The sequence below is a fragment of the Rhodococcus sp. OS5 genome (genome assembly GCF_056837585.1).
In genome coordinates, this window is record NZ_CM166368.1 from 4,685,843 (window position 1) to 4,699,664 (window position 13,822).

Annotated in this window: 15 protein-coding genes; 6 read left to right on the forward strand and 9 right to left on the reverse strand. The window is 62.3% G+C overall.

All coding sequences use genetic code 11. The features are described 5' to 3' along the window. Positions 1-118 precede the first annotated feature (118 nt). Positions 119-946 carry a TatD family hydrolase gene (locus ACVZUB_RS21660; RefSeq protein ID WP_083058296.1) on the reverse strand — a complete coding sequence of 276 codons (828 nt, stop codon included), beginning with the start codon at positions 944-946 and terminating at the stop codon, positions 119-121. Between the two features lie 21 nt (positions 947-967). Here ACVZUB_RS21660 and metG point away from each other — a divergent pair, with 21 nt between their 5' ends. Both metG and ACVZUB_RS21670 read left to right on the forward strand, forming a co-directional pair. Then, the gene (gene metG, locus ACVZUB_RS21665) at positions 968-2,566 is read left to right on the forward strand and encodes a methionine--tRNA ligase (protein ID WP_003946248.1); all 1,599 of its coding nucleotides are present in this window, start codon (positions 968-970) and stop codon (positions 2,564-2,566) included. Positions 2,567-2,647: 81 nt separating this feature from the next. Next, a complete protein-coding gene (locus ACVZUB_RS21670) occupies positions 2,648-3,895 on the forward strand; it encodes a DUF2786 domain-containing protein (protein ID WP_482627753.1) in 1,248 nt (415 codons plus the stop codon). Here ACVZUB_RS21670 and rsmI read toward each other — a convergent pair. Further along, positions 3,892-4,722, reverse strand: a complete 831-nt coding sequence (gene rsmI, locus ACVZUB_RS21675; RefSeq protein WP_003946264.1) for a 16S rRNA (cytidine(1402)-2'-O)-methyltransferase — start codon at positions 4,720-4,722, stop codon at positions 3,892-3,894. The genes ACVZUB_RS21670 and rsmI overlap by 4 nt on opposite strands. A gap of 74 nt (positions 4,723-4,796) precedes the next feature. Between rsmI and ACVZUB_RS21680 the strand changes: the two genes are divergently transcribed. Further along, positions 4,797-6,305: a dolichyl-phosphate-mannose--protein mannosyltransferase gene (locus ACVZUB_RS21680; protein ID WP_482628547.1), complete on the forward strand. Its 1,509-nt coding sequence runs from the start codon at positions 4,797-4,799 to the stop codon at positions 6,303-6,305. A gap of 72 nt (positions 6,306-6,377) precedes the next feature. On the opposite strand, the gene ACVZUB_RS21685 is transcribed toward ACVZUB_RS21680, so the two are convergent. From ACVZUB_RS21685 to ACVZUB_RS21700, 4 genes are all read right to left on the reverse strand, one after another. Then, positions 6,378-8,012: a BCCT family transporter gene (locus ACVZUB_RS21685; protein ID WP_211920693.1), complete on the reverse strand. Its 1,635-nt coding sequence runs from the start codon at positions 8,010-8,012 to the stop codon at positions 6,378-6,380. Between the two features lie 84 nt (positions 8,013-8,096). Beyond that, on the reverse strand, positions 8,097-8,528 hold the full coding sequence (locus tag ACVZUB_RS21690; RefSeq protein WP_003946228.1) for a DoxX family protein: 432 nt from the start codon (positions 8,526-8,528) through the stop codon (positions 8,097-8,099). A gap of 48 nt (positions 8,529-8,576) precedes the next feature. Further along, a complete protein-coding gene (locus ACVZUB_RS21695; protein WP_003946225.1) occupies positions 8,577-8,936 on the reverse strand; it encodes a GntR family transcriptional regulator in 360 nt (119 codons plus the stop codon). Between the two features lie 42 nt (positions 8,937-8,978). Continuing rightward, positions 8,979-9,662 carry an SDR family oxidoreductase gene (locus ACVZUB_RS21700; protein WP_003946268.1) on the reverse strand — a complete coding sequence of 228 codons (684 nt, stop codon included), beginning with the start codon at positions 9,660-9,662 and terminating at the stop codon, positions 8,979-8,981. Positions 9,663-9,756: 94 nt separating this feature from the next. On the opposite strand from ACVZUB_RS21700, the gene arsC reads away from it, so the two are divergent. Then, positions 9,757-10,110: an arsenate reductase (glutaredoxin) gene (gene arsC / locus ACVZUB_RS21705; RefSeq protein ID WP_003946209.1), complete on the forward strand. Its 354-nt coding sequence runs from the start codon at positions 9,757-9,759 to the stop codon at positions 10,108-10,110. A 13-nt stretch (positions 10,111-10,123) separates the two neighbouring features. Here the strand turns inward: arsC and arcA are convergent, their stop codons facing one another. Continuing rightward, complete coding sequence (gene arcA / locus ACVZUB_RS21710) at positions 10,124-11,341, reverse strand: arginine deiminase (RefSeq protein ID WP_003946210.1); 1,218 nt, start codon at positions 11,339-11,341, stop codon at positions 10,124-10,126. Positions 11,342-11,440: 99 nt separating this feature from the next. On the opposite strand from arcA, the gene ACVZUB_RS21715 reads away from it, so the two are divergent. Continuing rightward, a complete protein-coding gene (locus tag ACVZUB_RS21715; RefSeq protein ID WP_482627754.1) occupies positions 11,441-11,929 on the forward strand; it encodes a heme-binding beta-barrel domain-containing protein in 489 nt (162 codons plus the stop codon). 5 nt (positions 11,930-11,934) lie between these two features. After that, the gene (soxR, locus tag ACVZUB_RS21720) at positions 11,935-12,414 is read left to right on the forward strand and encodes a redox-sensitive transcriptional activator SoxR (protein ID WP_003946250.1); all 480 of its coding nucleotides are present in this window, start codon (positions 11,935-11,937) and stop codon (positions 12,412-12,414) included. On the opposite strand, the gene ACVZUB_RS21725 is transcribed toward soxR, so the two are convergent. Further along, positions 12,400-12,882 (reverse strand): DUF2505 domain-containing protein, encoded by a 483-nt coding sequence (locus tag ACVZUB_RS21725; protein ID WP_030536322.1) that lies wholly within the window; start codon positions 12,880-12,882, stop codon positions 12,400-12,402. The two genes, soxR and ACVZUB_RS21725, sit on opposite strands and share 15 nt — an antisense overlap. Positions 12,883-12,930: 48 nt before the next feature. Further along, positions 12,931-13,776: an SDR family oxidoreductase gene (locus ACVZUB_RS21730; RefSeq protein WP_482627755.1), complete on the reverse strand. Its 846-nt coding sequence runs from the start codon at positions 13,774-13,776 to the stop codon at positions 12,931-12,933. Positions 13,777-13,822 lie beyond the last annotated feature (46 nt).

Consider the following 13,822-nt stretch of genomic DNA (forward strand, 5'->3'; position numbering starts at 1 on the left):
GTCGTCGGGATCGACGTCGGAGGGATCGATGCGGTCATTCATCTGAATACTCCGCGCAGTAGACGAACCGGGACACGACGGTCCCGGGCGCGGAGTTACCTGTCAGACCACCATAGCGTCAGAGCTTGTAGACGCGCTCCGCTGTCGCCGTGGACGCTGCTGCCAGCGCCTGCGGATCCTCGCCGCGGATGTCTGCGAGTGCGCGCACCGTGTACGGCAGGCAGTACGACTCGTTGGGCGCACCGCGGAACGGGTGCGGCGTCAAGAACGGCGCATCCGTCTCGACGATCAGCTGATCCGAGGGCACCAACAGCGCGGCCTCACGCAGCGCCTTCGCATTCTTGAAACTCACGGTTCCCGAGAAACTCAACACGTAGCCCGCGGCGATGCACGCACGGGCCATCTCCGAATCCGAGGAGAAGCAGTGGAACACCACAGTCTCCGGCGCGCCTTCCTCGTGCAGCACCCGCAGCAGGTCCTGATCGGCTTCGCGATTGTGAATCATCAGCGTCTTACCGAGACGCTTCGCGAGGTCGATGTGCCACCGGAAACCGTCGACCTGCTCCTCGATGGTGGCGCACCCTTCGAGCTTGCCCGGCCAGTAGAGATCCAGCCCGGTCTCCCCCACCGCGACGACCCGCGGATCGGACGCCAACCGTTCTATCTCGGCTCTGGTGTCGACATCGAGGACGTTCGCCCTGGTCGGATGGATTGCGACGGCTGCGTAAACCCTCGAATCCCAGTTCGCAGCGTCGACGGCAAAGCGTGCGGCATCAAGGTCGTCGGCCACCGTGACGACCCGTCCGACGCCGACGGCCTCGGCCCGATCGACAATTTCGGCCACGGTCGCAGCGTCGTGCGCACCACAGGCGTCGAGGTGCGTATGTGCGTCGATCAGAGGCGACAAGGGCTCAGGGGCATCGGGGGCGGGACGGTCTTTGCTCACGCCCGATAGAGTAAGCCCACCATGACTGTGCCTGCCTCACCCTCCCAGACCCCGCGCCCGGACTCCGCTGCCCCGGAAGGCGCGGAACGATCGCCGTTCTACATCACGACAGCGATCGCGTATCCCAACGGCGCTCCGCACATCGGCCACGCGTACGAGTACATCTCCTCGGACGCGCTCGCCCGTTTCAAGCGGTTGGACGGTCACGAAGTGTTCTTCATGACCGGCACCGACGAGCACGGTCTGAAGATGCAGCAGACAGCGATCAAAGAGGGCATCGACGTCCGCGAACTCGCGGCTCGGAACTCCGACGTGTTCCAGAACCTCGACAAGGTCCTGAACATCTCGTACGACCGGTTCATCCGCACCACCGACGCCGACCATCAGGTCGCCAGCAAGGCGATCTGGGAAAAGATGGCCGCATCGGGCGACATCTACCTCGACACCTACTCGGGGTGGTATTCGGTTCGTGACGAGGCCTTCTACACCGAAGCCGAGACCACGCTCCTGGACGACGGCACCCGTCAGTCGACGGAGACCGGCACTCCGGTGGAGTGGACCGAGGAGTCCAACTACACTTTCCGTCTCTCGGCCTACGAGGACCGTTTGCTTGCTCTGTACGAAGAGCATCCCGAGTTCATCGCACCCGCGACTCGTCGCAACGAGATCGTCAGCTTCGTCAAGGGCGGCCTCAAGGACCTGTCGATCTCGCGCACCACGTTCGACTGGGGCGTCGAGGTTCCCGGAGACCCCGACCACGTCATGTACGTCTGGGTCGACGCCCTCACCAACTACCTGACCGGCGTGGGTTACCCGAACGTCGACTCGGCGGAGTTCGAGAAGTTCTGGCCCGCGAGCCTGCACATCATCGGCAAGGACATCACGCGTTTCCATACCGTGTACTGGCCGGCGTTCCTCATGTCTGCCGGCATCGAACTGCCGGAGCGGGTCTTCGTCCACGGGTTCTTGTACAACAAGGGCGAGAAGATGTCGAAGTCGGTCGGCAACGTCGTCGACCCCATCGCGATGGTCGATCAGTACGGCCTCGACGCGGTCCGTTTCTTCCTGCTCCGCGAGATCTCGTACGGCCAGGACGGCAGCTACAGCCACGAAGCAATCGTGACGCGTATGAATGCAGACCTGTCCAACGAACTGGGCAACCTCGCGCAGCGTTCACTGACGATGGTCGCGAAGAACTGCGATGCCCAGGTACCGACCCCCGGCGAGTTCACCGAGGACGACCTGGCGATGCTGGCGTCGGCGGATGCCCTGCTTGCCAAGTGCCGCAGCGAGTTCGACGTGCAGGCGCTGCATCTCGCACTGGAAGCCATCTGGGGCGTTCTCGGCGAGACCAACCGGTACTTCTCCAAGCAGGAACCGTGGGTTCTGCGCAAGACGGATCCGGCACGCATGGCGACGGTTCTGTACGTGACGCTCGAAGTGGTCCGTATCGTCGGGCTTCTCGTTCAGCCGGTGATGCCCGACGCGGCGTCACGCATCCTCGATCTGCTTGGCCAGAGCGAAGAGAACCGGCAGTTCGCCGACATTGCGGTTCGCATCGACGCGAACCGGAAACTGCCTGCTCCGGCGCCAGTTTTCCCCCGCTTCGTCGAGGAATGAGCTAAGCGAGAGTGCCGCACGTGGGGTCCGAGATATCCGGTTACAGGCGGATGTGTCGGACCCCACGTGCACACTCCAGCCATGACGACGAATAGAACATACATTCGAACCAGCGCTTCGGCGCAGACACTGCCATGGAACGGAGCGCGGGTGTCCACTCAGGAGGTCAGCCCTCAATCCGTTTCCGCGGTGCGAGATCTCGTTTCCGAACTGTCCGCGGCGTACGACCGCGGATGGCAGCCGGCGGATCTGATTCATCTGGCGCGTCGAAGCAAAGAAGCGTCCGACGCCGATCTCGCCGCCACCACCATCCTGTTCGACGCGAAGGCGTCGCGCGCCTCCGATCGCGCTCCGCTCGAATGGGTGGGGCAGTTGCAGACAATCGGCGAGCAGTATCCGAAGTCTCGGCACATCGCTTCTCGAATCACCGTGGACGACGACGTTTTTCGCTCCCTCGCGGCCGGCCTTCTGTTCCAGGATCCCTACTTCCTCGTTTCGCAGATCGTCGACGTCGCGCGATCGTGGATGCGCCTACCTCAGTGGACGGTGTTGCTCGCGCCACCATCCACCTGGCCGTCGCAACGCACCGATACCAGCTATGCCGGCGTCGGCGATACCGAGGTCGACGCCAAGGTACTCAAGCGAATTCGTGGACTACTCGCCAAAGCGGAAGCAACCAACTTCGCGGAAGAAGCCGAGATTTTCACCGCGAAGGCCCAGGAGTTGATGACCCGGTACGCCATCGACTCCGCACTGCTCCACAGTCGCGCCGGGGTCACCGACACATCCGTCAATGCCCGACGCATTCACATCGAGAACCCGTACGTGAAAGAAAAAGTTCACCTCCTGACCGAGATCGGCGAATCGAATCGTGTCAGGACGGTGTGGTTCAGCGATATCGCGCTCGCGACCGTCGTCGGCACTCCGGTCGACCTTCAGCAAGTCGACATGCTGTTCATTTCTCTGCTCGTACAGGCAACCCGTGCAATGCAATTCGCCGACTCGAGCAATCGTGGCGGCTCACGCACCACCTCGTTCCGCAAGGGATTCCTGGCCGGGTTCGCCAGCCGCATCGGACACCGCCTGCGTGACGCCGGCACCAAAGCCACCGCCGAAGCGGCCGACGCGGCATCGATGGACGTCGCGGATCTTCTGCCGATCCTCGCCACCACATCCGAGGCCGTCGACGCCGAATTCGATCGATTGTTCCCGACAACCCGCAAGACTCGCGGACGGTCCGTGGACGCCGAAGGCTGGCACGCCGGCCAGGCTGCAGCCGACGACGCCAACCTGCGTCCCGGCGCACCCGCCGTGAACCGCTCCCGCTAGTCCTTTCGAGCGGCCAGGACCGTCTCGTACAACTCACGCTTGGAGACTCCGGCCGTTGCGACCAGAGCACACGCGTCCTTCAATCGTGCTCCCCCCTCGACCAGCCTTTCCACCTCGTCGACCAGATCGGCAGGATCAGATGCCACCAGCACTGCGCCTTCGAGCACCACCGTGATCTCACCGCGAACGCCCTCGGCGGCCCAAGCAGCTAACTCCCCGAGAGTGCCGCGCTTCACTTCCTCGTAGGTCTTGGTCAATTCCCGGCACACGGCCGCGCGGCGATTCGGCCCGAGCACTTCCACCGCATCTGCGAGGCAGTCGGCAAGGCGATGAGGCGCTTCGAAGAACACACACGCTCGCTGCTCGGTTGCCAAGGCAGAGAGCCACGTCTTGCGCTGCCCCTGCTTACGCGGCGGGAACCCGTCGAAGCAGAACCGCTCGACGGGCAATCCGGAGAGTGCCAGCGCCGTCGTCACCGCCGACGGACCGGGCAAGCACGTGACGGCGAGGTTCTCGGCTACGCAGGCGGCGACAAGGCGATATCCGGGATCGCTGACCGACGGCATGCCCGCGTCCGTGACCAGCAGGACGGTCTTGCCTTCGGCGACGTCGGCGACCAGCGCGGGCAGCCGGGAAATCTCGACCTGATCGTAGAAACTGACGATCTTCCCGGTGATGGTTACCTCTAGCGCGGACGCCAGAGACTTGGTGCGTCGTGTGTCCTCCGCAGCAACGACGTCGGCGGTTGCGAGAGCAGACCGAAGACGCGGAGACGCGTCACCGACATCTCCCATGGGTGTTGCGGCGAGTACCAAGCGACCAGTCATACCTGACAGCCTACGATTGCCAGGTGACTGTGCAGACGGACGAGCGGCCAACGCCCGCCACGAGCGATCGGGTAATGCGTAGTCCCGGCCCGCTGGTACCGGATCCTGATTTCGGCCCGACCGACAGATTGCGCGGCTGGATTGTCACCGCTTTCGTCACCGCTATCGCGGCGATCACACGCTTCACGATGCTCGCCTACCCGACCGACGCCGGCACACCTGTCTTCGACGAGAAGCACTACGTTCCGCAGGGCTGGCAAGTTCTGACCGGTGGCGGCATCGAAGACAATCCCGGTTACGGATTGGTGGTACACCCGCCGATCGGTAAGCAGATGATCGCGATCGGCGAAGCACTCTTCGGTTACAACGGTTGGGGGTGGCGATTCTCGTCGGCCCTGGTCGGGACACTGATGGTCTTGCTGATCATCCGGATCGTGCGCCGCATGACGCGGTCCACGCTGATCGGCGCGATTGCCGGAATCCTGCTCATCGTCGACGGCGTCACCTTCGTCTCCTCACGCCTGGGGATGCTCGACATCTTCCTGGCTTTCTTCGTCCTCGCTGCTCTCGGATGCCTGGTGGTCGATCGCGACCAAGTCCGCGAACGGATGGCGAAGGTATACGAAGAGGGCCGAATCGGCGACTCTGCCTGGGGTCCGCGGCTGGGTTTCCGGTGGTGGAGGTTCGGCGCCGGCATCCTGCTCGGCCTGGCCTGCGGAACAAAGTGGTCCGGCATGTACTTCATTCTGTTCTTCGGATTGCTCAGTGTTGCCTTCGACCTGTCAGCGCGCCGCGCCTACCGCGTGCAGCGCCCATGGGTCGGCACTGCAGTTCGCGACATCGGGCCGGCTCTGTACGCGTTGGTGATCATTCCGCTCGGTGTGTACCTCGCGAGCTACTGGGCCTGGTTCACCAGCGAGACCGGCGTCGACCGTCACGCCGTCGGTAACGAGATCGGTGAGGGCGGCACATGGAGCTTCATTCCCTCCGCGCTGCGCTCACTCTGGTACTACAGCGGAAACGTTCTCCAGTTCCACGCCGGTCTGACCAACTCCGCCGGAAACCACCACCCGTGGGAGTCGAAACCGTGGACGTGGCCGATGGGGCTACGACCGATGCTCTACTACTACGCCGACGGCGAGCAGGTCACCGGTTGCGGGGCCGCCAGCTGCGTCAAGGCCGTGATGCTGATCGGCACACCGGCGATGTGGTGGCTGGCCCTACCGATGTTGGCGTGGGCGATCTGGCAGACGTTCGTGCGCAGGGACTGGCGATACGCCGTGGTCCTGACGGGCTACGGTGCCGCTTACCTCCCGTGGTTCGCGACGCTCGACCGCCAGATGTACTACTTCTACGCAGTAGCACTCGCCCCGTTCATGGTCATGGGATTTGCGCTGCTCCTCGGCGATGTACTGGGCAAGGCGAGCGCGTCCGTCGAGCGTCGTACCACCGGACTTCTGGCAGTCAGTCTGTACATCGGTCTGGTCGTGGCCAACTTCGTCTACCTCTGGCCGATACTCACCGCCATGCCGATCACGCCGGAATCGTGGCAGAACCATCTGTGGTTGCCCAGCTGGAAATAACCGGACGACAAAAGGGGCACCGAACCGCAGTTCGGTGCCCCTTCACGGTTCAAGTCCTACTCCGCTCAAGTCCTACTCCACTGACTTACCCGCACGGCGTCCTCGGCGCGGGCGTAGGAGAGCACGTTTCTGCTCCTTCGCCGCAATGATGATCGGGTCGTGCGAAAGATCCTTGTACAGCGAGAAGCATAATCCGATCATGACCAGCACGAACGGCGCCGCAGCGATGATCGTCATGGTCTGCAAGCCGTCGAGCGCTTCGGAACCACCGGTCCACAGCAGAAGCGCCGCGACGCCACCGGTCAACATGCCCCAGAACACCACGACCCAGCGACTCGGTTCGAGCGTTCCGCGCTGCGAGAGCGTCCCCATCACCATCGACGCAGCGTCGGCGCCGGAGACGAAGAACACTGCGACGAGCAGCATGACCAGGACAGTCGTCACTCCGGCCAACGGCAGATTGTCGAGCATGCCGAACAGTTGAGCCTCTTCCGAGCCTCGGCCGGACAAGCCGATTCCGTCGCGTTCCTCACCGATGCCTGCGCCGCCGAAGATCGCGAACCAGAGCAAGCTGACAGTCGTGGGAACGGCGATGACGCCGACGATGAACTGGCGGATCGTGCGGCCGCGGCTGATGCGGGCCAGGAACATGCCGACGAACGGCGTCCAGGACACCCACCATGCCCAGTAGAAGATCGTCCACGACGAAAGCCACGCGCCGGTTTCAGGATTCGACGATGCACCCGTGCGGGCCGACATCTGGGCGAGGTCGGAAACGTATGCACCAATGGTCGTCGGGAGCAGATTGAGAATCAGCACGGTCGGCCCGAGAACGAACACGAACAGGGCCAAGATCAGCGCTAGCACCATGTTGATGTTGGAGAGCCACTGAATTCCCTTGGCCACACCGGAAACTGCCGAAGCGACGAACGCCAGGGTCAGCACCGCAACGATGGCCACGAGCAGGAATACGCCGGCTTCTTCCATCCAGCCGACTACCTCGAAACCGGAGCCGATCTGAAGTGCGCCGAGCCCCAAAGATGCTGCGGTGCCGAAAAGTGTCGCAAAGATTGCCAGGATGTCGATGACCTTGCCGATCGGCCCTTCGGCTTTGCGACCGAGCAACGGGATGAAGGCCGAACTGAACAGTTGCTTGCGTCCTCGGCGATACGACCCGTACGCAATGGCAAGGCCCACAACGGCATACATCGCCCAAGGATGAAGACCCCAGTGAAACATGGTGGTAGCCATGGCAGTTCCGACGCCACCGTCGGTACCGGGAGGCGGAGTCACGTAGTGCGCAAGCGGTTCCGCGACACCGAAGAACATCAGGCCGATGCCCATGCCGGCGCTGAACATCATGGCGATCCAGCTGACGGTTCGGAACTCGGGCTTCTCACCGTCTTTGCCCAGCGGAATGTCGCCGAATCGACTGACAGCGAGGTAGATGGAAAACAGCACGAAAGCCGAAGCTGCGAGTACGAAGAGCCAGCCGATGTTCGTCACCAACCAGCCGAGAACACTTCCGGTTACCGAGTTCAGGTTGTCGGGAGCTACGAGACCCCACACGACAATCGCCAGCACCGCTGCGGCCGCCACGGAAAACACCACGTAGTCGGTCCGAACGCCTACCCGAGTAAAGCCCGTCTCCGGGCGCTCTTCGTTGGCCCCGGAATCTTGTTCGGATCGATCAGATTTCGTCACCATAGATGACTACGTTCGTCACTTTGTGGGCCAAAAGCAAGCTGGAAGGCGGGCTCAACAGCCGTTGAACCCGCCTTCTCACCCCGATCAAGCTGGGGTTTTAACCCAACCGTTGCCCTTGCCGATCAATCCGTCGATGCTGATGCGTCCTGCGCCGATAACAGCGATCAAGAGCGAACCGACACCGAGTGCGACGACGAGTTCATAGCCGCCGTTGTCTATGAAGACGCCCTTGTCGGCGTGCACGATGAAGAACGCGCCGACCATGTCGAGGAACAGCAGTGCGCCGACGAGCGGGGTCAGCAGACCCGCGATGAGCAGGATGCCGCCACCGAGTTCGATGGATGCTGCCAGAACTGCAGAAATCTTGGGGAGCGGGGCGCCCATCCCTTCGAATGCGGCCTGCGTTCCGGCGATCTTGTAGGTGAAGAACTTCTGCCAACCGTGGGCGATGAAGATGATCCCGAGGCCGACACGGGCGATGAGGAGTCCGAGGTCACGAGCAATCGACGAATTCATGAGCCAAGACTGACAGCTTTAAGTTGAAGCGTCAACTTAATCAATGTGTCACGCACCTCTCAATGCCGACTCCACCATGGCGACGATCTCAGTGTCGGAGTACCCGAGCGAGCGGACCTTATGCGCAAACGCGGTCGCCGCCTGCTCCGCCTGCGCCTGCACCGGATCGGTCCCCGAAGCGATGAACGTCCCTTGCTTTCCCCTCGTCTCGATCACGCCCTGATCGCTGAGCGCGCGATAAGCCTTCGCGACGGTGTTGGCCGCCAATCCCAGCTCCGAGGCCAATGCACGCACCGTCGGGATCTTGGTTCCCGCAATCAATCCGCCGCCGTGAACCTGCTCGATAATCTGTTGCCGCAGTTGGTCGTACGGAGCTGTGGAGGAATCGTGTTCGATAGCGATCTTCATCGTCACCCTCGTCGTATCTTCTCGGTCACAGCATCTTCTCTCTCACAAACCCTCGATCGCTTCGCGGATCGTATGCGGGCCGGAGGTCAGAACCAATATCTTGCCGACACTGGACGGCGCGTCGATGAGCGCTTCGATCACTGCGGCGACATCTGCACGAGGCACAGAGCCTCGATCGACGGGCGGCTCTGCAAGAAGGACTTCACCGGTGGGGTCGTCGTCTGTCAGAAGGCCTGGCCGAAGAATCGTCCAATCCAGCGAAGTCCTTGTCTTCAGGTCTTCCTCTGCTGCAGTCTTCGCCCGCAGGTAGGCGGCAAAAACCTCGTCGGTGTTCTCCGGTATTTCGTCACCAGCACCCATGGCGCTGATCTGTATGAACCGACGCACTCCCGCTTTCTCGGCGGCATCGGCCAACAGCACCGCCGCAGCTCGGTCTACGGAGTCCTTCCGCTCGATCGAGCTACCAGGTCCGGCGCCCGCGGCGAAGACCGCGACGTCGGCACCGTCGAGTACCTTCGCAACTTCCTCGACCGTGGAGGATTCCAGATCGATCACCACGGGGAACGCGCCGAGTGTGCGGACCGCACCCTCGTGCGCGGAGTTGCGGATCAGCGCTACCGGCCGATCACCATGTCCTGCCAGCAGGTACGTCAGGTGCTGCGCGATCTTGCCGTGCCCACCGGCAATGACCACGCGCCGTTCGTCCACACTTCGATGTTCCGTCATCGTTTTCTCCTCACAAGTCGGTACTTCAAGTGCAGCGCGCCGGAGGTGTCCGTTGTTCCCCTGTTTGTCCCACGAGTTCGGACACAGAGGCAGAATGACGGACATGGCATCTGCAACCATCTTCCACAATCAACGGTGCAACACGTCGCGGACTGTTCTCGGACTTATCCGCGACGCCGGCATCGAACCGACCATTGTGAAGTACCTCGATACTCCGCCTACCCGATCCGAGCTGGAAAAACTCCTCGCCGACGCCGGCCTCGAGCCCAGCCAAGCCGTTCGCAAGCGCGAAACGCAGTACAAGGAACTCGGGCTCGCCGATGCATCCGAATCCGAGATCCTCGACGCGATGATCGAGCACCCGATTCTGATCGAACGCCCGTTCGTGGTCACCGACAAAGGCACCGTCCTCGCGCGGCCTGCAGCCAAGGTGGAAGAAATTCTCTGACAGCGTCGACGGCTTACAGCGGATCGCGGGCGATCGGGCAGGACATGCACCGAGGACCACCTCGGCCGGACCCCAGTTCCGAACCCGCGATTCGCAAAACCTCGATACCCGAGGCCTCCAGCCTGGCGTTCGTTTCGACGTTGCGCTCGTAAGCGACGACGACGCCAGGCTCGACGGCGAGGGTGTTGTTTCCGTCGTCCCACTGCTCACGCTCGGCAGTCACCGTGTCGAGTCCGGTGTCGATCACACGCAGTTTTCCGATTCCCATGGCGTCGGCCGCCGCTTCGAGGAACGGCGTCGCACCGCGAATACTCACCCCGTCGTCTTCCTTGCGCAGAGTGAACGCCGCCAGGGTGTCCTGAATGGCCGGATACATGACGACCGCGTCGGCCTCGACCATGGTGCAGACCGTGTCGAGATGCATCGACGCTCGGCGTTGCTCGATCGGAACAACCAACACCGTGTGGGCGAGGCCGTCGTCGAACACGCTACGCGCCAATGCTTCTGCTCCGGCGGGTGACGTACGTTCACCGACACCGATTGCGATCACCCCCGGCGCGAGAAGCAGCACGTCACCTCCCTCGACAGGAGCCGTGTGCGACTCGTACGCGCGGCGCACGCCTTTGAATCGAGGGTGATGCGCGTAGACGAGATCCGTTATCGAGGATTCGCGAGCTCGCGCTGACAACGCCAAGGACGTGATGATGACCCGTGGCCCGACCCAGAACGACGAATCACGGGTGAAGAGCAAGTTGGGCAACGGGTCGATCACGAAGTCACCGCCGTGATGCATCCTGCGCACCAACGAGGTCGAGTCGGCATCGATCGGCAATTCGTCGAACGTCATTCCTGCAGTAAGGATCGACGAAAGCTCCTTCGGCTCCACCTTTCGCAGGTAGGCGGCCAGGTGTTGCCCGAGCGCGTGGCCGATCTTGCGTGCGTCCACGGCGGCCGCGATTCCCTGGATCCTCGCTGCGCCACTGACCTCGAGCGCCTCGGTGAGGAGATCGGACAAAAGCAGTACCTCGACGCCGCGCTCACGAAGGACGGTCGCAAACTGATCGTGTTCCTCCTGCGCGCGGTCCACCCACGGCAACGCGTCGAACAGCAGCTCGTCGTTGTTGCGCGGAGTCAATCGTTTCAACTCGTCGCCAGGACGATGAAGAATGACCGATCGCAATCGGCCCACCTCGGAATCGACACCGAGGGGGACGGAGCCAGAAGCGTTCATGAGTGAACACTAATCCCGTAGGCCCCACCCAGCAGGGACAAGCAGCTGTCGTACCGGCCCGCGTAACGTCTGATCCGACGCAGGCGAGAGGACCAGGCAATGAGTAGTACGGATCAGGCGGCGCTGAACGGCGCCGGAATCGAGAGGTTCACCGGGCGCTGGGTCGGCGCTGGAGCCGGACATTTCCCCACCATCGACGACTTCGAGTACTCCGAGGAGATCGAGTTCGCGCCCACCCCGAAACCGTTTCTCACCTACTCGTCGCGCACTCGTGGGCTCCCCGACGGACGACCGCTTCACATGGAATCGGGATACCTGCGCCCAACACCGGGTGGTGAGCTCGAATTGCTGGTCAGCCAGCCCACCGGATTCGTCGAGATCCATCGCGGCACCCTCGACTCCGAAGGCACTCTCGCCTTGACCCGTCGCACGCTCGCAGCATCACCCGACGCAAAACCGGTTCACGACGTTCGGCGAGTCATGCGCGTTCAGGGCGACACGCTGACATACGACCTGTGGATGGCGCACGGCGACACCCCGCTGACGCATCATCTCCACGCCACCCTCCACCGCGCGACGGACCGGTAGTCGCCATGGAGATGCCGTCGTGGAAGGCAAAGGAACTCACGCCCGGCCAGCTCTCCGAGCGCAGCGGTGTCGCCGTCTCGGCCCTGCATTTCTACGAACGAGAAGGCCTCATCGTCAGTCGCCGGACCAGCGGAAACCAGCGCCGATACCAACGAGACACGCTTCGACGCGTCGCCTTCATCAGAATCTCGCAACGCGTCGGCATTCCGCTGTCGGAAATCAGAGAGGCCCTCGGCACACTTCCTGAAGGCCGTACCCCGAACCGCGCAGATTGGGAAAGATTGTCGACCGGGTGGCGGCGCCACCTCGATCTACGCATCGAGCAACTGGAACGTCTACGGGACAACCTCACCGGTTGCATCGGTTGCGGGTGCCTCTCGTTGGAGGGGTGCGCCCTCGCCAACCCGCACGATCAACTCGCATCCGCCGGCCCGGGTGCGCGCGTTCTGGAAGTAGATTTCGGTGCAGGCTCAGGCGAGAAATGACTCGACGGCGTCCCGATCGCGCCCCAGCAAGTCCTCGACGGTCTTCTTCAGCAACTTCTCGATCTGGCCGCCGATGATCGGCATCTTCACCTCAGCCGTTCCGTCGACGACCAACCGCGTGCAGGACTCGGCGGCGGTGAGATCGAGCGTCGTCTCGATTCGGATCGGCAGTCCCCGCGCGATTCCGGTGACCGACCCTGCTGCACGCCCGTCCGACAGAGGTCCCCACCGATCGACCCGTTTCAGACCGAGCCGACTCGGCGCAACCTTGGCGACCAGGCTCGGGAGGGAGGCGGAGTCGATTTCCTCGGACACGGATACTTCGATCGATCCGTCTCGAACTTCGATGTCCGAGGTGGCATAAAGGTCTCCGAGTCTGCCTTTCCAATAATTCGGGTCGGTCAAAGTTCGATGCACGTCGTCGATCGGATATTTGAATTCGATATCGAAGTGAAAACTCTTCGGCATGACTTTGGTCCCTATTCGACTAGATAAAAGTCCCGGCGGAGTTAACGCTCATCGCTTGAGCAATTTACTGAACTGGTCGTTCGCTTTTTGCATCACGAACTCGTAAGGCAGGGCGAATTTGCGCGCCCACCAGTATCCGAATCGGATGTCATTGGACGTATATACGAGGTACGTATTCTTCTCGATTCCCCGCAGAATGCACGACGCCACCTTCTCCGGGGAGACAGCACGCGCCTCGAACCGGTGCGTGAGTTTTTCGACCCGCGGGTCGTTCCTGTCGATACCCGCTATTTCCACGGTTCCCACCAATGGCGTCTTCACCCCACCCGGCACAACCAGACTGACCCCGATTCCGTGCCGCTTCAGATCGAATCGCAGCACCTCGGACACCCCGCGAAGGCCGAACTTGCTCGCACTGTAGGCGGCGTGCCACGGCAGGGCCAAAAGTCCGGCAGCCGAAGACACGTTGACCAGGTGTCCACCCTTGCCGGCACGAATCATGGGTGGAACAAACGTCTCCATGACATGGATCGGCCCCATCAGGTTGACGTCCACCATGGACTTCCAATGCCGATGTTCGAGGTTCTCGATAGTTCCCCACGCTGAAATGCCGGCGATATTCATGACGACATCCATCGAAGAAAATTGAGTGTGAATCTCGGTACCGAATTTCACGACCTCGTCGTAGTCCGAGATATCGAGTGCCTTCGCCATGCTGACCGTGCCGCCGCCGGCGCCGACCATCGCGACCGTCTCTTCCAATCCGACGCCGTTGATATCGGTGAGAAACAATTCGGCGCCGACCTCTGATGCACGCAGCGCAGTTGCACGTCCAATTCCACTACCGGCGCCGGTGATCAGGCATTTCTTGCCGTCGAGCGACCTTACAGACATGGATGAACACTCCCCCGCACTCGTACTGTGGACATGCGGGAAAGTC

Excerpts from the sequence above, each read along its gene's own strand:
- metG (WP_003946248.1), top strand. The coding sequence starts at position 968 with ATGACTGTGCCTGCCTCACCCTCCCAGACCCCGCGCCCGGACTCCGCT.
- ACVZUB_RS21670 (WP_482627753.1), top strand. The coding sequence starts at position 2,648 with ATGACGACGAATAGAACATACATTCGAACCAGCGCTTCGGCGCAGACA.
- rsmI (WP_003946264.1), bottom strand. The coding sequence starts at position 4,722 with ATGACTGGTCGCTTGGTACTCGCCGCAACACCCATGGGAGATGTCGGT.
- ACVZUB_RS21680 (WP_482628547.1), top strand. The coding sequence starts at position 4,797 with ATGCGTAGTCCCGGCCCGCTGGTACCGGATCCTGATTTCGGCCCGACC.
- ACVZUB_RS21685 (WP_211920693.1), bottom strand. The coding sequence starts at position 8,012 with ATGGTGACGAAATCTGATCGATCCGAACAAGATTCCGGGGCCAACGAA.
- ACVZUB_RS21690 (WP_003946228.1), bottom strand. The coding sequence starts at position 8,528 with ATGAATTCGTCGATTGCTCGTGACCTCGGACTCCTCATCGCCCGTGTC.
- ACVZUB_RS21695 (WP_003946225.1), bottom strand. The coding sequence starts at position 8,936 with ATGAAGATCGCTATCGAACACGATTCCTCCACAGCTCCGTACGACCAA.
- ACVZUB_RS21700 (WP_003946268.1), bottom strand. The coding sequence starts at position 9,662 with ATGACGGAACATCGAAGTGTGGACGAACGGCGCGTGGTCATTGCCGGT.
- arsC (WP_003946209.1), top strand. The coding sequence starts at position 9,757 with ATGACGGACATGGCATCTGCAACCATCTTCCACAATCAACGGTGCAAC.
- arcA (WP_003946210.1), bottom strand. The coding sequence starts at position 11,341 with ATGAACGCTTCTGGCTCCGTCCCCCTCGGTGTCGATTCCGAGGTGGGC.
- ACVZUB_RS21715 (WP_482627754.1), top strand. The coding sequence starts at position 11,441 with ATGAGTAGTACGGATCAGGCGGCGCTGAACGGCGCCGGAATCGAGAGG.
- soxR (WP_003946250.1), top strand. The coding sequence starts at position 11,935 with ATGGAGATGCCGTCGTGGAAGGCAAAGGAACTCACGCCCGGCCAGCTC.
- ACVZUB_RS21725 (WP_030536322.1), bottom strand. The coding sequence starts at position 12,882 with ATGCCGAAGAGTTTTCACTTCGATATCGAATTCAAATATCCGATCGAC.
- ACVZUB_RS21730 (WP_482627755.1), bottom strand. The coding sequence starts at position 13,776 with ATGTCTGTAAGGTCGCTCGACGGCAAGAAATGCCTGATCACCGGCGCC.